This is a genomic window from Pseudomonas tremae (genome assembly GCF_001401155.1).
Taxonomy (GTDB): domain Bacteria; phylum Pseudomonadota; class Gammaproteobacteria; order Pseudomonadales; family Pseudomonadaceae; genus Aquipseudomonas; species Aquipseudomonas tremae.
In genome coordinates, this window is the sequence record NZ_LJRO01000458.1 from 223540 (window position 1) to 248724 (window position 25185).

Below are 25185 nucleotides of genomic sequence, written 5' to 3' on the forward strand. Positions count from 1 at the left end.
ACGCTTCGGCGACGGCTTTCTCACGTTCAACCTGTTCAGTAATAACTGTCGCAAACTTGGCGATCTTATAGAGTTTGCCGTTTGCGTCGGTGATAGGGTTATAAGATGCTTCAAGCCATACATCGCGGCCAGACTTGTCGACCCGGCGAAAACGGTTGACGATGAATTCACCGCGCCGCAGTCTTTCCCAGAACTGGGTATAAGCATCAGAACTGGACTCTTCAGGCAGACAAAAAATCTTGTGATGCTTGCCTTTTATCTGATTAAGCTCGTAGCCCATCGCTTTCAGAAAGTTGTTATTGGCGCCAATGACAATTCCATCAAGGGTGAAGTCGATCACGGCGGTAGAGCGCTGCAAGGCATTGACGAGGGCCTCGTTTTCACGCGATGCCTCGATCGTCCGCGTTAGAACGCTCGAGTACAACGTGATCTGTTCGATGCCGCCTGTTTCATTTTTGAAGGGTACGACCACTGTCCTCAGCCAGACCCTGGCACCTGTCTTACTGATCAGCCGCAAGGTGCCACTGAAGTGCTTGCCTTCCCGAATCGCAGTCAAGGCGCGCTTCTGATGAACATCACCGCTTAGCTCTGGCGGGCTCAGTTCAGAAAGGTTGCGCCCGACAATCTCGCTTTGTGAGTAGCTCATTTCCGTTTCAAACAGACCGTTGACGTTCTGCACCTTGCCCGAGGCATCCAGAACGACGGCAACAGTCTCCAGATTGAGGATTTGCCCGGCTTGTTCAAGCATGGCGAGGCGGCGCTCCAATGCCTTGTTGGTGTTTTTCAAATGCGTGTTGAACATTGCGACTATCCGGGACAGTTTGGGTTGTAATCTTGATCGGTCATGAAACCGAAACCTTTAGCGCGCTTAACAAACTAATATCGAAAAAGACAGATAGAACTTCCAAGGCTTAGTTTGGGATCCAAATTGTCTTTTATTCGTATGGCAAAGTTTTCTTTATGACGAACCGTGTATCTGCTGATGAATCAAGTTACCGGTCAGTGGTCGACCCTTTTTGCCAGTCTGAACAATAGCTGAAGAGAAGATTGACATCGTTTGCATATTGCTGAACGGTAAGATAGAGGCTTTTACGCATGCCAGAACCTCACATCCGTCCCCTTGCACTTTGCATCTTCCACCGTCGCGGAAAAATATTGGTCAACCAATTCTACGACGCCGTCGAAAAGCGAACCCTTTTCCGTCCGATTGGCGGTGGCATCGAGTTTGGTGAACGAAGCATCGATGCCATCGTCCGAGAAGTGCATGAAGAGTTGGGTCTTTCGATCAGCAACGTTCGATTGATTGGCACGTTGGAAAGCATTTTTACCTACGCGGGCATGCGAGGACATGAGATCGTCCAGGTCTATGATGCAAGGTTTGAAGATGCAGCAGTTTACGAGAAGCCCTGGCTGGAGGGCCTTGAAAGCGATGGTTCACCTTTCAAGGCGACATGGCATCCGGTTTCCAGCTTCACCGCTACATCTGCGCTGGTGCCTGAAGGCCTGTCCGAACTGCTCAGAAAATCTTGCCTGCTGGACTGAGTGTCCAGACGAAAGGCAGCGTTTCCTGGCTGGCCCCTAGCGCATATATTGGCGCTGGATAGGTGCTTTGTACGGAAGTCTGCGCTCTACCTGATGTTGTTGCTGACGCTAAGTTGCAATGAGTTAGGGATACAGAAGTGCCAGTTTCAATTCTCACGATTTTCTACACCCCCTCATTCAACCGCCGCAAAAACTCTTCCCGCCGTTCTCTGTCAGCGCCCTCCTTCGCCAACAACTCAGGCAACAACTCAGTCGCCTGTTGTGGGCTCAAGATAAACACCCCGTCGTCATCGCCAATCGCGATATCGCCCGGGTTCACAATCACTTCACCTATATTGATCGGCCCATTGAGTTCGCCGTTTTCCCCGAGGCTTCGGGTCGTGACGGCGCTGACGCTTCGGCTGAACACCGGCAGGCGATGTTCGCGCAGGGCGGCGACGTCAGTGACTGCACCGGACACCACCACGCCGGCCACACCTTTGATAAGGCCGGCCAAGGTGCGCAGTTCGCCCCAGCAGGCGCAATGCTCGTCGCCGACGCATTCGATCACCAGCACGTCGCCGGGAAGGCTGTTGAGCAGTGCGTCGCGAAGGATGCTGCCGTCGGGCAGTTGGACTTTTACGGTAACCACGTTGCCGACCAGTCGAGCACCGTCGAACAAGGGGCTGATCCCGCGTAGATAACCGCTGTCGGTAAGATGGCCGATGGTGGAGGCAGAGATGCCCTGAAATTGGGCTATGACCGCGTCACTGAGCTGTTGCTGACGGTGTGAAATCTGTTTGTTCATCGACATTTCTTTGGCCTCAACAACGGGCAGGTAGAGCAATATTCGACCGGGTTGCTGGCGTCGTAATAGAAGCAGCAGGTGCGCCGGAAACGGACAACCTTGCCTTCGGGTTCGAGCAATGTAGGGGGGCGTCTGAAGTGTTTCAGCGGGTTATAAGTCAGCCCGAACATTGCAGGGTCGGCCTGATTCAGCAGCCAGTCGAAATCGGCTTCGTAACGCTGGCGAATAATCGGGTCTTCAACCTTTTCCATGCGTTTGTCGTACAGCGAATAGACGCGTACGGCGGTGTTCTCCCAGAGAATGCGTCGAGAAATACCGCTGACCCGGTTGAAGGTTTCCCACAGCGGCTGGAGCATGTCGCGAAACAGCGTACTGGCGATCATTTCACGCCACGCTTCGCGCGTACCCGGTTGATAGCCAACAGGCGCAACGTCGAGCAGCGGCATCGAAGAGGTCCACAGGCCGTCATCGTGCGCGTATTCGATCAGGCTATTGTCCAGAGACAGGATCAAGCCTTTGTCGTAGATCGACATGGCGTACAGGCAGGCACCCGTGCTCAGGAAAGAAAAGCGCTTGGCCAGTAACGATGCTGTGATCGCCAGCGTCGGCGAGCCGATGATGGGGCCCAGTGTGGTCAGCAACTGCTCACAGGCCTCTTCGTCCAGCAATGCCCTTGCGGGCAGTGAGCGAGGGTCGCGCTCATCCGCCTGTTTTAGTCGCAGCCCGCCGGACAACAGCGCCCATTCTGCTTCGCTGAAGGCGTGTGCCAGAATCATTGCGGCAGTTCCCGGCCAAACGGAATGCACAACGGCGTACCGAAGAATGGGTCGGCGATGATCCGGCAGTTGAGGCCAAATACCTGCTTGACCAGCGCTTCGCTCAGGATATCGGCTGGGCGTCCTTGAGCAAATGCTGTGCGTTCGTGAACGGCGACCATGTGATCGGCATAGCGGCAGGCCAGGTTCAGATCATGCAGGACCATAACGATGGTCTTGCCCTCTTGGCGATTCAGGTCGCGCAACAGGTCCAGCACTTCGATCTGATGAGCGAGGTCCAGAAAGGTTGTCGGCTCGTCCAGCAGCACGATGTCGGTGTCCTGCGCCAGGGTCATGGCGATCCAGGCGCGTTGACGCTGGCCCCCAGACAATGCATCCACTGGGCGCTCGGCCAAGGCCTGCATGCCGGTCTGCAACAGGGCGCGTTCTACCATCGCTTCATCCTGTTCGGACCATTGCTGCATCCAGTTTTGATACGGGTAACGCCCCAGCGCAACCAACTGACGTACGCTGATGCCCTCAGGGGCACTGGGCATCTGCGGCAGAATCGCCAGTTCGCGGGCAACCGTGGCGGTGGATTTCTGATGGATATCCGCGCCATTGAGCACAACGGTGCCCTGCTGTGGCTTGAGCAACCGCGCCAGCGACTTGAGCAAGGTACTTTTCCCGCAGCCGTTGCTGCCGATCAGCACGGTGACCTTGTTCTCGGGCAATTGCAGATTGAGGCTGTCGATGATCACCTGGCGCTGGTAACTCAGGGTCAGGTCGTGGGTTGCGATTGACGCCATCCGTAATTCCTTAGTGCCGCTGGTTGATCAATAGGTAGAGAAAAAACGGTGTGCCCAGCACCGCGACAAAAATTCCTGCAGGCAGGTCCAGCGGCAGGAACAGCGTGCGTCCGGCCAGATCGGCGAGCATCAACAGATTGGCACCGATCAGGGCGGCCATCAGTGCCTGACCGGTAAACCCCGGTGGCATCAGGCGTTTGGCAATGTGCGGCGCAATCAGCCCGACAAAGGCAATTGCTCCGCCCCAAGCGACCGCGAGACCCGCCAGCGCCACGCTTACCAGTAACAAGCCGGCACGCAGCCATTGCACGCGCACGCCAATGCCTTGGGCAAGGTCGTCATCCAGTTGCTGCATGCGCACCTGACGAGCAAGCAGCACCAGCAGCGGCAGGGTCAGCAACAGCCAGCCGGCCAGGGCACGCGGCTCCGGCCAACTGGCACCATACACGCTCCCGGTCAGCCAGACGTAGGCCGACAAGGTGGTGGTCAGCGGGCTGAACACAAGAATGAAGGTGGTCACCGCCGCCAGCAGCGCCGACACCCCTACCCCGATCAACACCATGCGCAAGGGCGAAGCGCCCTGATTCCAGGCCAGCAGGTAGATGACCAGCGCCGCAAGGCCTGCGCCGGAAACAGCTGCAAGCGGCAGAAATTGCGCACCCAGGGCAGCCGAGAAAAATGACAGATACAACACCGCCGCCGCGCTGGCACCGCTGGTGATGCCCAGCAAGTCCGGTGAGGCCAGCGGGTTGCGAATGATGCTTTGCAGGATCAGCCCGGACACCGCAAGTGCGGCCCCCACCAGCGCGGCGAGCGCCAGACGCGGCATGCGCAGTTGCTCGACGATGAACACCAGGCTTGCGTCGGCATGGCCGGAAAACACACCCAGCAGAGTGGTTGGCGACAGATTGATCTTGCCCACGGCCAGCGACCCCATCGCCACCAGCGCCGTCAGCGCCACGGCAATGGTCAGGCGCCTGATTACGATCAGGTTGAACTGCCTGGAGAAGCCGCGATAACGCAGCGTCAGGTGCTTATCCATAACGTGCGCCTCGACGAACCAGTGCAATGAAAAATGGCGCGCCGAACAATGCGGTCATGACGCCCACCGGGACTTCCTGAGGCAATATAACGACCCGTGCCAGCGTATCGGCAAGCAGCAACAGCGTGGCACCCAGCAGCGCGCAGCCGGGCAGCAGCCAGCGATGATCGATGGACAGCGTCTTGCGTACCATGTGCGGCACCAGCAGCCCAATGAAACCGATGCTGCCTGCCAAGGCAACGGCACTACCGGCCAGAACGATGATCACCAGGCTCATCAGCAGTCGAATCAAACCGGTGCGCTGGCCCAGTGCGGTGGCGATGGCTTCGCCGGTGTTGAGCACATTGACCTGCCCGGCGAGTATCCATGCCCCGGCCAAAGCAAGCACGACGCAACCCAGCAGCGGTGCAGCGGTGGCCAGATCCCGTTCCGACAACGAGCCGGCCAGCCAGAACAGCACGGTGTCCAGACCGTCCTGATTGACTACCAGCAGTGCCTGACTGAAAGCGGTGAACAGCGCGGTGATCGCAGCACCCGCCAGCACGATACGTAACGGGTTGAGACTGCCCTGCCCCCGGTTGCCGATCACCCAGACAAGGGTCCCTGCCACTGCCGCCCCTGTAAACGCGCACCACAGCCATTGGCTCATCGAGGTCAGAGCAAACAGTGACGAACAGGCGATGATCGAGAACGTGGCCCCTGCATTGATGCCGAACAGCCCCGGCGAGGCCAAAGGGTTACGCGTCAGCGCCTGCATCAGCGCACCGGCAACCGCCAGGCTGGAGCCCACAGCAACGGCCATAAAGGTGCGCGTCAGTCGAGTGTCTAGCAAGACGTGCTGAACAGGGCTCAACACGTCTGGATGCCACAGGCTTGCAACGATCGCTGATGGTGAAATCCATATCGCCCCGGTCGCCAGACTTAACCCCATACACGCGACCAGCATCAACAGTCCCAGGCCCATCTTCATCACTGCCGTCATGAGGCGCTTTCCGCCATTGCCACTCGAGTTATTTCATCGAGCATGCGGTTGGCGCCGAGAATGCCTCCTGACAGGCTCCAGGCAACCGCATCGACGCGCCATACCTGTTTATCCTGCGCGGCGCGTAATTGCTGCCAGAACGGGTGCTGGACCAATTTGTCGTAATTTTGCTGCGCGGCCTTGCTGTCCGCACGCTGGAAGATAAAGAAAAGGTCGGCATCGACCACAGGGAGACTCTCTTTGCTGCTGAGTTTAAGGGAGACGCCGCTGGCCTGGCGGGCAGCGGGTGTCCAGTCAAAGCCCAGCTCGGTGAGCACCGAGCCGGCAAAACTGGCAGGCAGATAACTGCGGATATGGTCCTCGCGAATATCGAGCACCGACACAGTGATCGGCCAGCGACTGGCGAATTTTGCCTGTAGCTGGCCGCGTAACGTGGTTATACGTCGTTGCCATTCACCGAGCAGTTGCATGGCCTGCTGCTGGCGATTCATCGCCGCGCCCATCATTGCCAGCGTGCGCTTGAATTCGAACACTTCTTCCAGCATCAGGACCGGGCAGATCTGCTCCAGCAGCGGTGCGATGCGCTGATGGCGAAAGCGTGAAGCGACGATCAGGTCGGGCTTGAGCAGCACGATGTCTTCCAGGCTCGGCTGGGTTTCCAGGCCCACGTGCGGCACCGCTGCCAGCGCCGGGCGCAAGTAGCGGTACATCGGTTTTTCGCTCCAGGAGTCGACCACACCGCACGGCGTCACTCCCAGTGCCACGGCGCTGTCGGAGGCTCCCTGAAACAGAGTGACAATTCGCAAAGGCTCTGTGCGCAACGACGCTGCCCGGACAATGCCGGGCAGCGCCAGTACCCCCAGCAACAGGCGCAACACCGCGCGCCGCGAGGGGTGCAGGGTTCGGTCAGGTGTCACGGCGCAACCTGTGGAAGGGGTTGACCACCTGGCCTTTGCCGAACGGCATGCTGCCCGGTCCGCCAGCGCGCTCGATCATCGGTGTGAGCAGCAGTTTTTGTGGCCAGTTCGGTGCTTCGAACAGTTGATGCCTGATCATGGCACGTGCCTCGTCGTCGAATTCGATGGTGGTGATGAGATTATCCAGAACATCGCGCAGTACAGTCCACAACGCAGTTACCGGCAGCTCGTAAACCTGGGCAAGTGTATCCATGATTGCCCGCACGTTGACCTGAATACCCAAGGTCTGCAGCCAGAACAACAGGTCTTCGGGGCGGTCATGATAAAGGGTATTGGCATGACCTTTCTTGATTCGATATTCCGGGTCGTGCATGCCATTGCGCTCCAGCCAGGGCATGAAGATACGCAATGAGTCGTGGTCACGCAGCAACAGCCCCTGTGCCTGACCTGCTTTCCAGACCATCACCGCATTCTGGCCATGCACCTCGCCGAGCATACCAAGACGGAACATGCGCAGGTTGATGTCGAAGAAGCTGTGGCTCAGCTCACGAAACAGGGTCAGCACCGACGCCTGATTGCGTGGCAGGTCGCGGTAATCCATCCATTCATCGAAGAAGTGCCGATTACTGCCGGGCAATGGCGTGCCCAGCGCGGCCATTGGCAGCAGGCGGCAGTCCGGATCATCCAGCAAGGCCGGCGGGTAGCCGCGGACCATCGCCGACAGGTGCCGTGGCGCCTCGTCAAAAAGTGTGGCCTGCTGCGGCATGAACGCCCACCATTTACGTTCGTCGCACAGGTGCAGCGAGCGGCTCAGGGTTTCGTCCTTGTCTACCACCTCGCGCAGCAGTTTCTCGCTCAACTCGCCGTTGATCATCTTGACCGCAGGCAGGTACCGGGACGCTCCCAGGGAATAAATCGCCATCGGCAGCTTGAGGTAGTCGGCGCTGTCGAAGCACGGCGTCATCGAGCGCAGCGATGAGGTGGCATACACCGTTGCCGCGCTGAACGTCAGGCGCTGACACTCGCCTCTGGCAAATACTTCGCCCAATTGTGTCTCCAGAACATGCTCGAACTGCCAAGGATGGACCGGCAGCGCTACGTGACTGTGCGCGATACCACGTTGTTGCAGCTCCTGGTCGAGATCGGCTTGCAGGTTTTTCGGCAGCAGATAATGCGCCGGGAACGATGTGTTCACATCCCCTACTCCGCCCCCGCATTGCAGCAGGGCCTTGTCGACGGCAACCCAGTTCAGCGCGACCGGCTTGGCGAACTCTGCCTGATACTGTTGGTATTCCTGCTCGTTCAGGCCCTGTTTGGCCTTGGCCAGCGGGTGATAAGGTCGATCACGCAGCGACGCCCACTGTTCCATGGTGCGGAAAAACGTCGCACCGTCCTGGGCCATCAGGTTTTCGTGATCTACCTCATGATTCAGTGACAACGCGGTCTGCCAGACGCTGATGCGCAGAACATCTAGAAACAGTGCGATACCTTTTTCGTTTTCCTGACGCTCGCTGTCCTGCAGCTGGGTAGCCTTGCCGGCAAACACCCACTTGAGGAAGTCCTCCGGAGACAACTGCGTCCAGCGCTCATCCTGGCGGCCCAGTACCGGAGTGCCGGGCACCTTTTCCCATTGTTGAGTGATGCCGGGGCGCAACGCGATACTGATGAAGCGTTGCTCCGACGCATCGCAGCACCATTCCCAGACCTGTTGAGCCGGGCTTTGCTCTGCCAGTTGCGGCGGAGCCTCTGGGTGACGCGATTGCCAGTGAGCGGTGTCCTGCAGGCTCAATGGCTCGCGGCCAAAGAAGTCTTCAGCCAGCAGGCAATCGACCAGATCCTGCATGACCATGTCAGCGGCGAGTGAAGTGACATTCATCGGGTTATTTTCCTTCTGCTGAAATTTGGGTCAGGCGGGCATGCAGCGCACGAAAAGCGATGCCGCGCTCATCCCCGAGAACAAAAGCCTTGACCCCGCGGGCTAGCCAGCGGGCGGCATCGCCGGGTTGCCGGGGAATGGTGCAATAGGCAACGCCTGCTGCCTGGGCGGCCTGCCAGGTATCGGACAAGGCTTGTTGCACATCGGGCTGATCGATCTGCCAGGGCATGCCCAGTGACTGCGACAGATCGGCCGCACCTTCGAGAATCATGTCCAGCCCCGGCACAGCGGCGATCTCGGCAGCGCGGCGCACGCCTTCAGCGCTTTCGATCATCGCCACAACCATGATTTGCTGGTTGGCGGCTTCGACGTACTGCGCCAGGCTGTGTTTGCCGAACGAGCCGGGACGCCCGGCATTCAGGCTACGGCGGCCCAGCGGGTGGTACTTGCAGGCTGTGATGGCGTCCGCCAGTTGCTCCGGGCTCTCGATCATCGGCAAAACAATGCCCTGCGCGCCGCCATCGAGCAGGCGCAGCAGGGTTTTGGGATTAAGATCGGCGACCCGTACCAGCGGCGTAAGGCCGTAGCTTTCTGCCACACGGATCATGTTTTCCACGGTTTCCGGGTTGATCAGCACGTGCTCCATGTCGATGATCACGAAGTCGAAACCGGCCTCGGCGATCAGTTCGATGGCTGCCGGCACTGGAATCGAACTGATCAGTCCGTACACGGGTTGGCCGTTGCCGAGTTTGCTCTTGAGCGTATTGGTCCTCAGCATCATTGTGGCCTGTGCGCATGCAGCGGGTTGGGCACCGAGCGGAAACGCCGCTCGCCATCGCCCAGCAGGCGGCGCTTGGTCAGCTCTTCCACTTCATAGGTGGGCGCAAACACGTCGAACAGCGCAAAACGCTCACGGTGTTGCGGGTGCGCCTGCTGGTACTCGATGATCGCATCAGCGGTCATCTGCCAGAACACGGACTCGTCCAGCTGATATTGCTGGCGCAGGAAAATCGCCATTTCTGCCAGGCAGATGAAGAAGAAACAGTCGCAGGAAAAATCACGCACTGCATTCACGTCATCGGTGATGATGAACGAGTTGCGATTGAGCTTCGCGTGGCTTTCAGGCAACGGAACCAGTTCGGGACACAGTTCAGGGCGCCCCAGATGAGCCGGCGAATAACGTACGCCGTCATGGAAGTCCTTGAGGGCGATACGCTGCGGCCAGCCCTGCTTGACGATCAGCACGATGTTCTGGCCGTGGGACTCCATGCCGATGCCTTCGGCATAAAGCATGTGAATGATCGGTGGCACGGTAACTTGCAACAGTTGACGGGTCCATTCCTTGAGGCCGTACTGGCTGATCCAGGCATCAATGAAAGGTGCCTGCTCGCCGACGCCATAGCGGTTTTCCACATGGCTCAGGCCATTGAACGGTACCGCCTGTTCATCGTCCTTGAGGTACTGGTGCAGGCTTTCGCGCCATATCGCGCCCAGCGTGCCGTAAGTCTGCGCCGAACGTGACTCCGGCAGGTGGCGATAGTCGTAACTGACACCCGCTACTTCGCCAAGAATCACGAAGTCCAGCGCTTTTGCAGTGTTGTCAGTGGCGATCAAGTGGTGCAGCCAGTCAGTGATGATCGGCCCGTTCAGCACTGTGTGCCGCGCCAGGATCCGTGTGCTGGAGGTGTTGGTCATGCTCATCGCCAGCTTGACGTAGGGCCGCTTTGGCTGGCTGGCGTTGGCCAGCGTGCGGATCGATTGCTGCGCTTTGTAGAGGTCGGCCGAAGTGCCCAGATAAATCAGCTCGTCGCTGGCCAGTTCCGGGAAGAAGGTCGACACCGTCGTGTTGTCCCACTGCCACGGGTGGACCGGCATCAACTGATAGTCATCGATCGATTTGCCCCGCGCAGACAGTTCATTGGCAAACTCCTGCCATTGCTTCGCCCCCAGCTCGTCGCGAATAAACGCCTGCAAATCCATACGTCGCGAATGCCCAACCGAAGCGCTCGACCTGGCAACTGCCAGCCATACCACGGCGAAAGGTGTAGCAAATTCAGGCCCGTAATTGCGGTTGTCGGCCAGGGAAAATCCGATTCGCGACTTGTAGCACGGGTGGTAGCTATGGGCGTCCATGAAATGCTGTTCCAGCGCATCCACGTCCAGCTCATGGGCGGGTCTGTCGGGGTGATAACCCTGATTGCGCGCTTGCAAGTCCTTGAGCTGGGTCTGTTCTATTTCCTGAATGAAGCGCGCCAGATGCGGGCTGCCCTTGAACGGCGCGAGCAACTCGCTTAGGGCCAGGTGCAGGTCCGGTGTCGAGCGCTGGCCTGCACTGTCGAAGCGCTCAAGACTGGCGTGATCCAGACGGATCAGTTCGAAACTGGTGCTGAGCAGGCCTTTGCAGCGGTATTCCACGCCATCATCAAGCGGGACGACGAAGCGATGTTGATGCTCGCCCAGCGGCTCGCAACGGTAAGGCAGCGCTGCTTCGTACAGCAGGGTTTGCAGCAGTTGCCCGATAACCCGGCGCTGTACTTTTTCGTAACGCGCGGTGTCGATATCGGCCAGCCAGGCGCCGGTGGCCTTCGTAGTCGGTGCGGTGTGACGTTGCAGCGGTAATGGGGTCGCCATGTTCATACCTCGAACGGAAAATTATCGGGGTTCAAGCGCGTCGGGCCTGGCCTCGATGCGCTCGTCGTTAAGGGGGAAACGCCAGGCACAGGGCAGTGCCAGCAGGATCAGTACGCCGGTGACAATGAACACTTCACTGATGGCCGACGGCGTGGCGCTCGGCCCTGCCGAATTGAGGCGAAATTCCAGCCAGAGAGAGGCAATGACAATTGCCAGCGATGCAACAAGGCGGCGAGAGATGTTGTTCATCGCGGCGCCCTGAGTGACCATCGGTTCTGGCAATGCATTCAGCCCCGCAGTCGTCACCGGCATGTAGGAAAGCCCGAGGCCTGCGCCACGCACCATCATCAGCATGAACACTATGCCAATCGATGCATCGGCATTGAGCATGCCCAGCGCCAGAGTCGCCAAACCGGTGAGCAGCAGACCGATCGCGACCACCGCGCGCGGGCCGTGCCGGTCCAGCGCCTTGCCGCCCCACTGCCCGAACAGGCTGGCGAACGCAGCGGTGCACAGCAGAGCCAGGCCGGTCCAGATCGGGTTGTAACCGAGTACGCTCTGGACCAGCAGTGGCAGCAGCACCAGACACTCGAACATGCCCACCGATTGCACCACAGCAACGATCACGCTCAACCGGTAGCCGCGCAGGTTGAACAGACGCAGATTGAGCAGCGGCGCTTCACGACGCAGTTCCAAGCGGACAAAAGCAATCAGGCAGCCCACGGCGACCAGCGCCATGCCCTGATTGAGTGGGTCAAGCAGCGCTTCGGCGTGGTGCATGCGGCTGATGGCGATCATCAACAGGCCAATACCCGACGCAATCAGCAGGTAACCGATCAAATCAAACGGCTTGCGTTCGGCTGGCTCCGAGTCAGGCAGCACGCCGACGCCCATCAGCAATGCAAGCAGGCCGATGGGCACATTCATCAGGAACAGCGAGCGCCAGCTAAACCATTCCAGCAACAGGCTGCCGCACAGCGGACCGAGCGCAGGCGCAAGCATCACCGCTGCGCTCCACAGCCCGGTCACTCTGCCCCGTTCGTGCTTTTCGTAGACCGAGAAAATGATCGCCAGCGACAAGGGAATCAGCAGCCCGCTGGCTACACCCTGCACCACCCGAGCAGTGATCACCAACGCGATGGAGCTCGCCAGCGCACCCAGCAAAGAGCCACCAACGAACAGCGCCACACCCCAGAGGTAAAGGCGTTTGCGCCCGATGCGCTGACTGAGAAAGCTGGTCAGCGGCATGGTCATGCCCATACTGGTCATGAACCCGGCGACGATCCAGGTGGCCAGCAACGGGCCGATCTGAAACGCCTCCATAAAGGTTGGCAGCGCCGGGTTGAGCGAGCTGTTGCTAAGGCTGACCGTCAGGGTACCGAACAGTACGTTGATCACCACCCAGCTGCGGGGGACGTTCAGACTCATTTGCTGACCCGTTGGCCGTTACGCACGAAGTGCTGTAGCGGTCGTGGATGGCAGAGAAAGTCGGCGTGCGAGATGTTGTAGCCATAGGCACCCGCCATCGGCAGGACCAGCAGGTCGCCGATATTCACGTTCTTGAGGGGCTGGCGTCTGCTGAGCACATCCTTTGGCGTACACAACTGGCCGACGACGGTGTACGCCTGTTCGGACGGCGCCGCTGTCGGTGGTACGCTCGGTAAATGAATGACTGGATGATCGTGGCCTTGCGCGACCGGCAGACGAAACTGGTGAGTACCGCCCCGGCATACCAGAAAATGCTCGCCGTGGCTGGTTTTGCTGTCCAGCACCTCAATAACGTAGTAGCCGCAGTAGGCGCTGATGAAGCGTCCCGGCTCGAAACGCAGGATCGGCGCGTCGCTGTGCTCGGCCAGACGTTTTTCCAGGTAGCGACACAGGCGCTGCCAGTCGAACTGCTGACTGTTCAGGTAATCGACGCCAATGCCGCCACCGACGTTGAAATGGGTCAACTGATCAGGGTAGCGGGCCAGAGCTTTCCAGGCCTGCCAGCGCTGCAGGTAGAAGTCCAGCAACTGCTCGTGGCGTTCGACCGACATCTGATGTGACATTGCGTGTACATGAAAGCCTTTGAGCGTCAGGTGCGAGGCACTGTCCACAAGGCTTACGGCCTGGGCCAGGTCCGCCTCGTCGATACCGAACGGGGTTGCTGTACCGGCCATCGCCAGCTTGCTCGATTGCTCTGCCGGCAGGTGTGGATTGATACGGATGAACACCGGCTGCACGCGACCTGTCTCTTCAGCCAGATGTTGCAGACGCTGGATTTCGTTGAGGCTTTCAAGGTGAACGGCTTCAACCTTGTTGAGCAGCGCCGAACGCAGGTCCGAATCGAGTTTGCCAGGGCCGGAAAACACGTAGGGCTTGCGCGTCGGGCAAGCCATGACCCGCTCGATCTCGCCTCCTGAGGAAATCTCGAAACCGCTGACCAGCGGCGCCAGGGTTTCCAGCATCAACGCTTCGCTGTTGGCTTTGATCGCGTAATACAACTCCACGCCAGCGGGTAACGCCGCCATGACCTCGCGGACATGCTGCTGCAGCGCGTCCAGATCGTAAATGAACGTGGCCAATGGGTCGCTTTCGAGCCCTCGGACTTCGTGAATGGCGGCCAGCACGGTTTCCGGCAATTTATGCATAGCTAGCCTCCTTGTCCTTGCCCCACGGTGACGCAAGGCGCACGTAATTGGCCTCGCGATCAGCCTTGGCGGCCAGACGGACCTTGAGGTTGGTCTTGCAGGCAATCGACTGCCCCGCGATCAGTGCGTCCAGCTCTGGCGCAGGCAGCACCAACTCGTCACGGATGCTTTGTAACTGCTGTTCGACTTTGTGCCACATCAGCGGCGCCAGATGTGGTCGCTCCCAGCTCAGGGCCAGTACGGCTTCCGACAGGTTGTTGATCAGCAGGCAATACGTGATGCGGTTCCAGCCTTGTTCGCGGGTATAGAGCAACGACTGGCGAATGCGTGGGTGCAGGCCGACCTGAATCGCCTTGATGCCCAGTTCGTCGGTCAGCTTGACGCCTTCGAAGTCACGCAACAGCAACTGCTGCGGCTGGCCGTTATCGTGAATCAGTACTGCGTTCTGCAGATGCGGCTCCATTACCACGCCATGATTGAAGAACAACGCCATGACCGGGCGCAGCAACAGCGCCTGATAGGCGTCGAACCAGTTCAGCAGATGCTCGTCCTCAAGTTCGCCGCCGTTGAACGTCTGGAGAAAGTCATGCACCAGCGGGCGTGAGCGCAAATCGCGCGCAAACAGCGTGCCTGCCATGACGCTGCAATCAGCTCCGGAGCGACGGCAGAAATTCTCCCGCAGGATCGCGCCGGTCTGCTCTCGAAACCAGTGGCCGTCAGTCTCGCTAACCCCTTTTGGCGCCCAGCTCATCGAACCGGGTTCGGCGACGGTAGACAGTCCGCCCAGCGTATCCGGGCAGGTCTGCTGCAGGCGCTGAAACAAATCGTCGATGATCAGCGTGCTTTCCAGCTCGTACCAAGCGTTCTTCCTGACACAGTTGGTAATGCGCACATTCAGCGACCCCTTGATGAAGTAGTCGTGGCCCTCGATGTACCAGGTGCGCATGGATGCGGTCGGGCTGGCCAGCAAGCCGCTGGCGCCGAGATCCGAGATATCTCCCAGTTCGAGCAAACGCTGCACGCGACGGTCCTGCATGAACAGCTGCGCCTGCACCGGATGCATGCAGATCAACGCATGGCCGGGCCGGGCCCGTGACTGATCGGCAAAGCCTGCCATGACCTGCGCTTCACTCAGGCCATTGGCGGTGATCCGCAGCCCCTCCAGCGGGACTTCAAACAGGTGCAGCGCGGTCTGCGCCTGGAATTCCGGCGCGTAGGTTTCCTGTGCCAGGTGTGCAGGCCAGAGCCTGGCCTTGGGCGCCGGATGGTTAGGGTGGCCGAACCACAAGCCCTGCTCGCTGGCCAGATAGCCGCTCAATGGCGCCGGGTGCTGCCCCGTCATGTTGTGCGCCACGATGGCAGCGGTCAGGTGCTGGCTTTGCAGGACCTGGTCCAGCAGCTCATCATTGCTGGCCCGGGTCATGTGCTCGCACGCGCTGAGCAATTGCTGGACGAATTCGGCAAAAGCCAGGCAGCGCCAAGTGCTGTTGCCGTTCCGGGCGTAGACGTCGGAAAGGTAGCGATGACTGCCCAGACGGTCGCGGCGGTCAACCAGCACGAAGAACTGCTGTTGGTTGGGCAGGCTGATGGTGAGCGGAATGCCTTTCCATTGGCCGCCGTCGACGAAACTGCCTGGGGCAATACCCTGCATGCCCTCGGGCCACGTGTAATGAAGGCAGTTCTCGGGCAGTGCAAACTCCTTGATCAGGCAGTTGAGTAATGCACGAGTGGTTGCCAGCTCGCTCACCATGTTTGATAAAACGGTGCGATCGGTATTAGTCATGTCTGCTCCACAGTTGCTTTGCGCTGACTGTTTAAGTGACCTTGTAACTGGGTTGACGCCGCAACAAGTGACGGGGTGTCGATAACCGGACACTCGGACAACTTGTCGATAGAGACTGGCAGGTCGGCATGGCGACCATTGCGAGTCAATGAAGTAAGCACGATGAGTTTCCGCGGCCGAAAGTTGTCTTTATTTACGCAACTGAGACAGTGCAGCCTTCAGGGCTTCTTCAAAGCGCTGGATCACCAGTTGGCATTGCTCTTCGGTAATAATCAGCGGCGGCAATAACCGGATTACATTGCCATTCCGACCTCCGCGTTCAAGCAGCAACCCCTGTTTGAAACAGTGCTGCTGGATGACCACCGCCAATTCCGGGTCCATCGGGAAACTGCCGAGACGATCGGCCGGTTTCCGCTCGTCGACAATTTCGATGCCCAACATCAGCCCGCGTCCCCGCACCTGCCCCATGGCCGGGTAGCGTTGCTGCAAAATACCCAGTTGCTCCTTGAGCCATTGACCGCGCTTTGCGGCCTGAGCCGGCAGGTTTTGCCGTTGCAGCACCTCAAGTGTGGCAAGGCCGGTGGCCATCGCCATCTGATTGCCACGGAAGGTGCCTGCATGATTGCCCGGTGCCCAGGCATCGAACTCGCGTTTGAAACCGAGAACTGCCAGCGGCAAACCACCACCGACCGCCTTGGACATGACGATGACGTCGGGTTCGATTCCCGCGTGCTCGAAGGCAAACATCTTGCCGGTGCGACCAAAGCCTGCCTGTACTTCATCGAGAATCAGCAGAATGCCGTGCTTGCGGGTCACCTCGCGAATCTGTTGCAGCCACGCGGCTGGGGCTGGATTGACACCGCCCTCGCCCTGCACGGCCTCAAGAATCACGGCTGCAGGCAGCGACACGCCGCTCTCGACGTCTTCGATGAATTGCGTGAAGTAATAACTCAGTGCCTCCGCACCTGCCTCCCCGCCAATGCCCAGCGGGCAACGGTATTCATGCGGGTACGGCAGGAACTGCACGCCAGGCATCAGGTTGGCGACCGCATTTTTCGGCGCTGTGTTACCCGTCAGCGCCAAGGCACCGTGGGTCATGCCGTGGTATGCGCCGGAAAAGCTGATGATGTTGTGCCGCCCGGTGGCGGTTTTGGCCAGTTTGATGGCCGCTTCGACAGCATCGGCACCGGACGGTCCACAGAATTGCAGGCAGTAATCGCGACCTTGCCCCGGCAACAGGCCCAGCAGGGTTTCACTGAAGGCGTCCTTGACTGCTGTGGTCAGGTCCAGTGTGTGCATCGGCATGCCCGAGGTCAGGAAGCTGTCGAGACTGGCCATTATCGCTTCATGGTTGTGACCCAGCGCCAGTGTTCCCGCGCCAGCCAGGCAGTCGAGATAGGTGGTACCTTCTACATCCGTGACCCATACGCCATGTGCCTTGGCGATCGCCAGCGGCAACTTTCGCGGGTAACTTCTTACATTGGATTCAAACTTGCTTTGCCTGTCCAGATAATTGGCATTGGTTTTCTGCGACGAAGTAGAGTGCAATAAGCCATCATTCAACATCTGTTAACCCTCGCTAAATTCTGGATGCAAATTATTATCATTTCCGAAAAAGTGCAACCCGTTGTTTCGAAAAAAGATGAAATTTAAATGAACATGGCAACGTCTTTTTAACAAATAGCCGGGCACGCAAATACACCGATATTCATGTCGGTATAATTCAAAATGCCAGCATCAAAACAGCTGTTTTTTATAAGGCATTTATCTATTAAAAGAAGCCAATGGAATAACAGCAACGCTGTAAGGTTTTATTAATTGATCCTGTCACCCGGCCAGTCTAGTGTTTGTCCGGTACGGCCCTTCCCTGGGCCATTTGCTGAAATCAGAAGCCGATGGTCGCCGAGAGCAAGTAGGTTCTCGGCGTCGACAGCGTGAGGCCCGGCTCGCTGTCATCCGACGCTCCGGCCGAACTCCAGTAGTATTTGTTCATTACGTTCTCGACGTTGGCCCGCAGCGTGATGTCCTTCTGATCGACTTTGAAGGCATACCGTGCGCCTACGTCGAAACGTTCGGAAGAATCGATGCTTTTGCTGTTGGCCTGGTCCAGGTATTGCGAACTGGTGTAGATACCCCGTCCGGTCAGGGTTAGGCCCTGAACGCTCGGCACGTCCCATTCCGCACCCAGATTCACGTTGTACTCCGGGGTGGCCGGCGCACGGTTGCCATCAAACGTGCCGTTGACGGTGTTGGTCAGCTCGCTGTCGATGTACATCACGCCGCCCAGCAGGCGGAAGCCCTTGAGTGGTTCGCCGAACATGGTTAGCTCGACACCGTCGTTGCGGCGCTTGCCATTCGGGCCAAAGACCCTGGAAGCAGTGTTGGTTTCGTACGCTGGCTGCTTGATACGGAACACCGCAGCGGTGAAGGCGAACGACCCCAGGTCATACTTGGCCCCGACTTCGACCTGACGGCTGACGAATGGCGGGAATATCTGGTCTTCATTAATAGAGGTCGAAGGAGCGATCTTGCCCTGGCTCAGGCCTTCCATGTAGTTGGCGTACACCGACAGGTCGTCGGTGACCTTGTACAGAATGCCGCCGGATGGCGAGACCTTTTCCTCGTCGTAAGCAGTGTCACCTTTCACGCCGTTGGTCCAGTCGTCGACCTTGACGCGCTGCCAGCGCGCTCCGAGGGTCAGCAAGAGTCGGTCCTCAAAAAAGCCCAGCGTATCGGTCAATGCCACACCGCTGAACCGGTTTTCGGTATAGACCTTATCGTCCAGGCGTGTCGGATTGGCGGGCGTCGGGGTGTCGACCGGGTCATACAGATTGCTGGGTGAGGCTGCATAACGGGCGCCACCATTTTCGAAGTCCATATAGAAATAGCTGGCCGCCAGGTTCACTTCGTGACTTACCGGCCCGGTATTGAACCAGTTGCGCACTCCGGCGTTAGCCGTGCGTACGTTTTCGTCACGGGTGAAGTCGCGCGGCTGGACGCTGAAATCGCCCGCATCATTGGTAACCGATACTGCATGGCGAAGAAACTCGTGGTTACTTTTTCGAGCCCCTACGCCGCCATACAGCATGACCGAATCGCTGACATCATATTCGGCATTGATCGCGCCAAAAGTATCCCTGGTACGTGCCTTGCTCCATGACTGCGCGTAGTTGTCGCGTACGTCATTAGCATTGGGCACCTTGGCGTTGGCGCCGACCTGCACACGCTCCTGCGGGGCATCGGTATCGCGCTCGGTGTGACCGATGTCCGTTGACAGTCGCAACCGCTCGCCACGGAAGTCCAGACCCAGCACAGCCATGTCGCGATCGACGCTCTGGTGATCCCATTCCGTATCGCCAGACTGCTTCACGCCATTGAAACGAATCCCGAACTTGTCGTCTTCACCGAAGCGCCGGGCCACGTCCACAGCTGCACCCGCCTGCCCTTTGGAAGCATAACTGGTGGTAATTTCGGTAATGGGCTTGTCCGTCGCGCGCTTGGGAACCACGTTGATACCGCCACCAACACTGCCACGCGGAGAGATGCCATTGATCATCTGGCTAGGCCCCTTGAGGATGTCTACCCGGTCAGCCATTTCCATGTCGATGGTGTAGGTCGGCAGGATGCCGTACAGCCCGTTGTAGGAAACGTCACTGTTGAACAGGCTGAAGCCGCGAATGGTGAACTGTTCGTAACGCCCGCCTGCCGGGTTGGTGGAACGCACCGACGGGTCGCTGGCGATGAGGTCGCCCAGGGTACGGGCCTGCTGGTTTTTCACCGCCTCCCTGGTGTAGGTGGTCATGCTGAACGGCGTTTCCATGAAGTCCCTGGAACCGAGCATCCCTTGCGAGCCTTTGCGCGCAACCTGGCCGCCGGCATAGTCCTGACCGTCCGTGGAGCCGGTATCGCCCACAATCGAAGTGGGTGCGAGCTGCAGACCAGCACCCTGCGGCGCCGGAATCAGCGTGTATGCCTGATCGCCGACCGGCACCAGTTGCAGGCCGGAACCTTGCAGCAGGCGCGCAAAACCTTCTTCAACGGCGAAGTCGCCGCTCAAACCTGCACTGTTGCGGCCGTTCACCAGTGCAGGGTCTACCGACAGATTGACCCCGGCCTGACCGGCGAAACGGGTCAGCGCGGCACTCAGGCTACCTGCAGGGACTTCATAGGCGCGCTTGCCGGACGACTCCGCCCAACTTGCCGAAATGAACAATGGGCTGGAACTCAATGTCAGCAACAGGCTGAAATGCAACAGCGGACGCAAACGGTAGGGAGAAACTGCGGACATGGAAGGAAGCTCTCATATTTGTTCACTTACCTGAAATGACAGGCGAGACGAAAAAAAGGGACAGGCTTCACGCATTATTTTTTATAGGAATGTTTTTTCGAGGCACCAGCGTGACCCAATAGCGGGTCCGCATCTGGACGTCCACCGGCAAGCTGGCGGCAAGCAGTGAAAGTATCCGGTCAGTGTCGTCAACCCTGAAACTGCCGGTCACTCGCAAGGTTTCAAGCGCCGGTTCCCAGCGCAGCAAGCCGGGCCGATAACGACCAAGCTCAAGCAGGAAGTCGCCCAACGACTGATTTTGAGCGCTCAGTACACCGTCGCGCCAGCCAGGCAACATGGCATCGAAAGCACTGACAGGCCCTGCTCCGTTTTGCTGCAGGTTCAGCTGTTGCCGGGCGCGCAAAGTCAGTGAAGGCCCCTGTGCGGGATGTATCTGTACAGCACCGCTGACAACTGACACCTGGCAGTCGTTCTCGTTGAGCCGTATGCAGACTTCGCTCTGACTGACAACGATACGCCCGTAAGGCCCCTCGACAGTCAATGCTGCCCTGCCCGGCACCGTGAGTGACATTTCTCCACGCACTAGCTTGATTTGCCGGCCAGTCAGATCGACATTTACTGCGCTGTCAGTGTTCAGCTGCAACATACTGCCGTCAGCCAGCGATATGCGTTTGTGCTCACCAATCGAGGTTTGCAGGTCGGCGCGCCATACATCCAGCGGCAACTGTCGCCCCAGCAACCAGACCGCCGGAACCAGCGTGACGGCGCCCAGCGCTCTTTTCAGGGCTGCTCGCCGCGCCTTGTCAGGCCGATCGAGCGTCGCCATGGCCACATGGCTGGGCAGCCCCGAAAAACGTTGCCTGAGCTGTTGCGCCTTTTGCCAGGCGCGTTCGTTGCTGGTCGAGCTGTCGCGCCAGTGCTGCAACATGGCGTGATCTGCTTCGTTGGCACCGCCGGACTCCAGCAGGGCCAGCCATTGGGCTGCCCGGCGTACGACCTCGCGTTCTTCGTTCGAAGGCGCGGAGCGAATCACCAGTCCACCAGCAGACAGTGCTCGTAGGCTTGCGCCATGTAGCGTTTGACAGTGCGTTCGGACACCTGCAGGCGCTCGGCAATTTCGCGGTACCCCAGGCCTTCGAGCTGACTCCAGAGAAATGCACGACGTACCACGGCCGGCAGGCCATCGAGCAGCTCGTCCAGCGCCTGAAGGGTTTCGAGCAGCAGCCAGCGCTGCTCGGGAGACGGCACGCTTTCTTCAGGCAATTGCGCCAGAGCCTCCAGGTACGCCTGCTCAAGACTGCGTCGGGTGTAGAAGTTGCTTAGCAGGCGTTTGCCCACGGTCAGCAAATAAGCGCGCGGCTCCTGCATGTCGGCGATCTGCTGCGAGCTGGACAGCACGCGCAGGAACGTATCCTGACTCAGGTCCGCAGCATCCCAGGCATTGCCCATGCGTTTACGCAGCCAGCTTTCGAGCCAGCCATGATGGTCGCGGTACAGAGAATGCAGGGTTTGCGGAGACAGGGTCGCTGTGTCAATCATGACAAGAGCCTTGAGCGGTGAGTGCGCCAAATGAGACTGATTCTAATTAGTGTTATATCCCGAGTCCATGCTCTTTTTTGCAGAATGCCCATTGCCGTTGCGGAAAACAGGCGTCATTGGACCGCAAGGCGTTGATTCGCGGCGTGTAAGAGCGATCTTTTGAGCCAAAGAAAGATATGCCGCAGGCCCCTGCCGAGCTGCTTGATCTACGCTGAGGCCTGCGCAAAGCTTTGCTCGGCGGCATTGAACTCGGTCAGCAAATGCCTGCGCTCTTCGGCGTAAAGAATCGACAGGTTGTTCAGCGTCAGTGGCCAGTTCTGCTCAAGCGTGTGTACAAGGTGTTCAAGGGTGGTTTGCATCCAGCCCGCAACACTTCGAATACAGCGATGATCCGGCCTTTTACAGGCAACTGGCCCGCCTGGTGTCCTGCACCGGCTGTGCGACCTTCGCCGGTCAGATGCATGAACTGGCCAATGCTCAGGTTCTGATCCATGGAATCGACCTCAGCGAATGGACGCTGGACCTGCATGAAAACGACGTCATCGACATCAAGGTGCTCGTGACTGCCGGACTGCAAAAGGAGCTTCCAGCTGCCCTGAATAATCTATTGCTGCCGAGCATCCTGCACATGCAGGACCTGCGTCTGATACAGCTCAAGAGCCCTCCAAGCAAGCAGCACCCGCAGCGCAGCACTCATCAGTGCAACCTCGTTTCCAGTAGCGCAGACCGCCGCCGAGTGATCTGCTTTCATCGGCTGATGACCGAGCGTGCGTTTTCGCTGGCAGAGCTTTCAGTGCTCAAGAGCCTTTCCGGCATGCTGCCGCTGCTCGGGCAACATGCGCAGAGCCTTGCGCAGCAGGCAAGCCTGCAATACACCGGGAGCGAGACCGAGGCAGGTTCTCTGGATCCGGTTTTCAGCATCAAGCTGGCGCAGGAAGCCGTGACACTTTCGGCACGGGAACAGGAGGTTTGCATAGGGTTGCTGACAGGCGGCACAGTGTCCCAGATGGCTCAGCGACTGAAGGTCAAGAACAGCTCGGTGGAGACCTACCTAAAGCGCGCCACCGCCAAACTGGGTGTCAGCGGCAGGCACGGCCTTGCCCGGTGGATAGCTGAACGTTTAAAGGTACGCCAAGGGTCCAGGGAGGCCCGCAAAGGCCTCTCTCACCGAGCTGATTCAGTTTTCAGTCCAAGCGAAACGCAATCACGCTGTCGCCCAGTGTCGTGCCCAGCGAACCGTGCCCGCCAGCGGCGATAATCACATATTGCTTGCCGTCGCTCCCTCGGTAGGTCGACGGCGTGGCTTGACCGCCGGCCGGCAATTCGTGCTCCCACAGCAATTCGCCGGTATTGACGTCGTAGGCACGAATGAAGTCATCCGCAGTTGCCCCGTGAAATATCACCCCTCCTGCCGTGAGCAATGGTCCGCCATGCGCAACCATGCCCATCGGAAAGCCGATGGGGAAACGCTCCTGCATAAAAGTAGTCTTGAGGTTTTTGGTGGTGCCCACCCGGCGTATCCACTCGGTCTTGCCAGTGCTCAGGTCCACACCGGCCATGCTTCCCCACGGTGGCGCGTTACAGGGGATGCCAAGCCCGGACGCAAGCCGGGAAATACGAACGGCGTAGTCACCCTCGAAATTTTCGTTCCAGTACGGCTTGCCTTCTTGAGTGAACAGACGTTTTTCTCCCGCATCCCCGGGGCGCTTGATCAGGTTATAGACGTACGCCAGATGCACCGGCGCGGCCACCAGCAGCTGGCGGTCAGGGTCGACGGCAACCGCCCCCCAGTTGAACACCCCAATGTTGCCGGGGTATATCAATGAGCCCGACTCGGTGGCTGGCGTCCACGGATTGCCGTCATAGCGAAGCTTGTTATAGGTGATCCGGCAGGCCATCTGGTCAAAAGGCGTCACCCCCCACATGGACTTCTCGGTCAGTGCGGGTGGAATGAAATTGAGTCGGGAAACCGGCTGGGTCGCTGCGAAGCGCTCGCCCGCCACGCCCCCGCCAGTGCCGACCCGCACCTCATCGACAGGCACAATCGGTATGCCTGTCAGTCGATTGAGCACGAAGATGTTGCCGACTTTGGTGGGCAATACCACTGCCGGTTGCCTGCTGTCTTCGGGACCCAGCTCCAGGAGCGAAGGCTGCGATGGGTTATCGCGGTCCCAGAGGTCATTGTGCGAGGTCTGGAATTTCCAGCGAAATGCGCCTGTGTGCAGGTCCAGCGCAACCAGCGCGTCCCGGTATTTCTCGGTATTGCTGCCCGGGTCCCTGCGGGTGCCGGTTTCATCCGGCGAAGCATTGCCAAACGGCACGTACACCAGGCCATTCTTGACATCGGCACTCAGGGTCGCCCAAGCGACCGGCGTGTCCTGGGGATATTGGCGATCAGTTGCCAACGGTCGGGTGTCGTCCGGATTCTGCGGGTCGAAGTTCCAGACCAATTGGCCCGTCAACACGTTAAAGGCGCGAATTACTCCGGACGGATTGCCGGAATCGTAACCGTTGTCCATGACCGAGCTGCCAATCACGATCAGGTCGCCTGCAATCAATGGCGCGGAGGTCTGCATCAGTGCGTGCGGGCGAAGGGTGCCCATGCTGACGCCGAGATCGATGACTCCATCGGCGCCGAAATCGCTGCAACGTTGGCCGGTGTCCGCATCAAGAGCCACCAGCTTCGCGTCGGCGGTGGCCGTGATAATGCGCTTTCCGCACTGAGTCGGCTGATTCGAGCTGCTAGCGGAATAATAGCTGACGCCGCGGCAGGTCTGGTGTTGCTGCAGGTAAGAGCGGGTCTTCTCTGGCACATACTTCCATGCCAACGCTCCGGTCTGCGGGTTCAGCGCATGCACCTCGTTATGCGCGGTACACACGTATACCCGGTCATTGACCTTCAGCGGGGTGGCCTCAAAGGTGTACTCGCCCGCATCCTTGTCCGCATCGCGCAGGTCGCCGGTGTGATACTCCCAGGCAACAGACAGCTTGCCGACTGTCTGAGCGGTTATCTGATCAAGACCAGAGAATCGTTGTCCGGCATTGGTGCCGCCATAAGCTACCCAATCATCCCCTGCCGTTTCAGTACTGCGTGCCGCTGCTGTCGTATTGATCTGGCCCTTGAACGGGTACGGATCATAGATCATAAGTACAACGACGATAATGAACATGACGCCCAGCGTGCCGCCCAGAAACGGATGAAAACGACGGTTATCGAGGGCTGTTTGGGCTTTATAGAGAGGGCGGACCACCCAAGGCATTGCCAGCCACAACCCGATCAGTGCAAACAGGTCGCCGCGGGGAATCCACTGCCATTTGTCGAAGCCGACTTCGTAGACGATCCAGACCAGAACCCCCCACATGAGCGACGCATACAGGGTGAGCGCCGATTTTCTTTTGCAGAACAGCAGAACAGCTGTCGCCAGCAGCCCCAGAGCAATGATCGAGTAGGCCGGGGAGCCTCCAACGGCCACTAGCTGGGCGCCCATGTAGAGAAGAATCAAGCTCAGTATCGCCAGTGCGACACCTGTCACTTTCAGAATCATTGCCGTCGCCCTGTCTTGTTATGAAGTCCCTATTTGCAGTGCTTGCGACAGCCCGT

General features: G+C 58.9%; 19 protein-coding genes and 2 pseudogenes. 2 read left to right on the forward strand and 19 right to left on the reverse strand.

Going from position 1 to position 25185, the window contains the following annotated elements:
* Window positions 1–25: 25 nt before the first annotated feature.
* Window positions 26–802: pseudogene (locus ALO43_RS32265) on the reverse strand (PAS domain-containing protein); the annotation flags it as partial.
* A gap of 293 nt (window positions 803–1095) precedes the next feature.
* On the opposite strand from ALO43_RS32265, the gene ALO43_RS25215 reads away from it, so the two are divergent.
* Entirely contained in the window at window positions 1096–1542 is a 447-nt protein-coding gene (locus tag ALO43_RS25215; protein WP_024671547.1) for an NUDIX hydrolase, read from the forward strand.
* Between the two features lie 163 nt (window positions 1543–1705).
* On the opposite strand, the gene ALO43_RS25220 is transcribed toward ALO43_RS25215, so the two are convergent.
* The 17 genes from ALO43_RS25220 to ALO43_RS30825 all read right to left on the reverse strand — a co-directional run bounded on the left by ALO43_RS25220 (window position 1706) and on the right by ALO43_RS30825 (window position 21943).
* Window positions 1706–2329, reverse strand: a complete 624-nt coding sequence (locus ALO43_RS25220) for an RraA family protein (protein WP_054998306.1) — start codon at window positions 2327–2329, stop codon at window positions 1706–1708.
* Window positions 2326–3105 (reverse strand): IucA/IucC family C-terminal-domain containing protein, encoded by a 780-nt coding sequence (locus ALO43_RS25225; protein WP_054998307.1) that lies wholly within the window; start codon window positions 3103–3105, stop codon window positions 2326–2328. Before ALO43_RS25225 ends, ALO43_RS25220 begins: the two co-directional genes overlap by 4 nt.
* On the reverse strand, window positions 3102–3893 hold the full coding sequence (locus ALO43_RS25230; RefSeq protein ID WP_054990935.1) for an ABC transporter ATP-binding protein: 792 nt from the start codon (window positions 3891–3893) through the stop codon (window positions 3102–3104). The genes ALO43_RS25225 and ALO43_RS25230 overlap by 4 nt, the downstream gene beginning before the upstream one ends.
* Window positions 3894–3903: 10 nt before the next feature.
* Window positions 3904–4935, reverse strand: a complete 1032-nt coding sequence (locus ALO43_RS25235) for a FecCD family ABC transporter permease (RefSeq protein ID WP_054998308.1) — start codon at window positions 4933–4935, stop codon at window positions 3904–3906.
* Complete coding sequence (locus ALO43_RS25240; RefSeq protein WP_054998309.1) at window positions 4928–5917, reverse strand: FecCD family ABC transporter permease; 990 nt, start codon at window positions 5915–5917, stop codon at window positions 4928–4930. The genes ALO43_RS25235 and ALO43_RS25240 overlap by 8 nt, the downstream gene beginning before the upstream one ends.
* Complete coding sequence (locus ALO43_RS25245; RefSeq protein ID WP_054998310.1) at window positions 5914–6834, reverse strand: ABC transporter substrate-binding protein; 921 nt, start codon at window positions 6832–6834, stop codon at window positions 5914–5916. Before ALO43_RS25245 ends, ALO43_RS25240 begins: the two co-directional genes overlap by 4 nt.
* Complete coding sequence (locus tag ALO43_RS25250) at window positions 6824–8710, reverse strand: IucA/IucC family protein (RefSeq protein ID WP_054998311.1); 1887 nt, start codon at window positions 8708–8710, stop codon at window positions 6824–6826. The genes ALO43_RS25245 and ALO43_RS25250 overlap by 11 nt, the downstream gene beginning before the upstream one ends.
* A gap of 4 nt (window positions 8711–8714) precedes the next feature.
* Entirely contained in the window at window positions 8715–9488 is a 774-nt protein-coding gene (locus ALO43_RS25255; protein WP_054998363.1) for an HpcH/HpaI aldolase family protein, read from the reverse strand.
* A complete protein-coding gene (locus tag ALO43_RS25260) occupies window positions 9488–11341 on the reverse strand; it encodes an IucA/IucC family protein (RefSeq protein WP_054998364.1) in 1854 nt (617 codons plus the stop codon). Before ALO43_RS25260 ends, ALO43_RS25255 begins: the two co-directional genes overlap by 1 nt.
* Window positions 11342–11362: 21 nt before the next feature.
* Complete coding sequence (locus ALO43_RS25265) at window positions 11363–12769, reverse strand: DHA2 family efflux MFS transporter permease subunit (protein ID WP_005886949.1); 1407 nt, start codon at window positions 12767–12769, stop codon at window positions 11363–11365.
* Window positions 12766–13974, reverse strand: a complete 1209-nt coding sequence (locus ALO43_RS25270) for a type III PLP-dependent enzyme (RefSeq protein ID WP_054998312.1) — start codon at window positions 13972–13974, stop codon at window positions 12766–12768. The genes ALO43_RS25265 and ALO43_RS25270 overlap by 4 nt, the downstream gene beginning before the upstream one ends.
* A complete protein-coding gene (locus ALO43_RS25275) occupies window positions 13967–15757 on the reverse strand; it encodes an IucA/IucC family protein (protein WP_054998313.1) in 1791 nt (596 codons plus the stop codon). The genes ALO43_RS25270 and ALO43_RS25275 overlap by 8 nt, the downstream gene beginning before the upstream one ends.
* A gap of 189 nt (window positions 15758–15946) precedes the next feature.
* Window positions 15947–17323: a diaminobutyrate--2-oxoglutarate transaminase gene (locus tag ALO43_RS25280; protein WP_024671537.1), complete on the reverse strand. Its 1377-nt coding sequence runs from the start codon at window positions 17321–17323 to the stop codon at window positions 15947–15949.
* Between the two features lie 319 nt (window positions 17324–17642).
* Entirely contained in the window at window positions 17643–20045 is a 2403-nt protein-coding gene (locus tag ALO43_RS25285; protein ID WP_024671536.1) for a TonB-dependent receptor, read from the reverse strand.
* Between the two features lie 67 nt (window positions 20046–20112).
* Window positions 20113–21078: a FecR domain-containing protein gene (locus ALO43_RS25290; RefSeq protein WP_024671535.1), complete on the reverse strand. Its 966-nt coding sequence runs from the start codon at window positions 21076–21078 to the stop codon at window positions 20113–20115.
* Window positions 21075–21584: a sigma-70 family RNA polymerase sigma factor gene (locus tag ALO43_RS25295; RefSeq protein WP_005886962.1), complete on the reverse strand. Its 510-nt coding sequence runs from the start codon at window positions 21582–21584 to the stop codon at window positions 21075–21077. Before ALO43_RS25295 ends, ALO43_RS25290 begins: the two co-directional genes overlap by 4 nt.
* A gap of 206 nt (window positions 21585–21790) precedes the next feature.
* Complete coding sequence (locus ALO43_RS30825; protein WP_162235625.1) at window positions 21791–21943, reverse strand: hypothetical protein; 153 nt, start codon at window positions 21941–21943, stop codon at window positions 21791–21793.
* Between ALO43_RS30825 and ALO43_RS25300 the strand changes: the two are divergent.
* Window positions 21892–22698, forward strand: a pseudogene (locus ALO43_RS25300) (helix-turn-helix transcriptional regulator); the annotation flags it as partial. The gene ALO43_RS30825 and the pseudogene ALO43_RS25300 sit on opposite strands and share 52 nt — an antisense overlap.
* A 70-nt stretch (window positions 22699–22768) precedes the next feature.
* Here ALO43_RS25300 and ALO43_RS25305 read toward each other — a convergent pair.
* On the reverse strand, window positions 22769–25129 hold the full coding sequence (locus ALO43_RS25305) for a membrane-bound PQQ-dependent dehydrogenase, glucose/quinate/shikimate family (protein WP_054998314.1): 2361 nt from the start codon (window positions 25127–25129) through the stop codon (window positions 22769–22771).
* Window positions 25130–25185 lie beyond the last annotated feature (56 nt).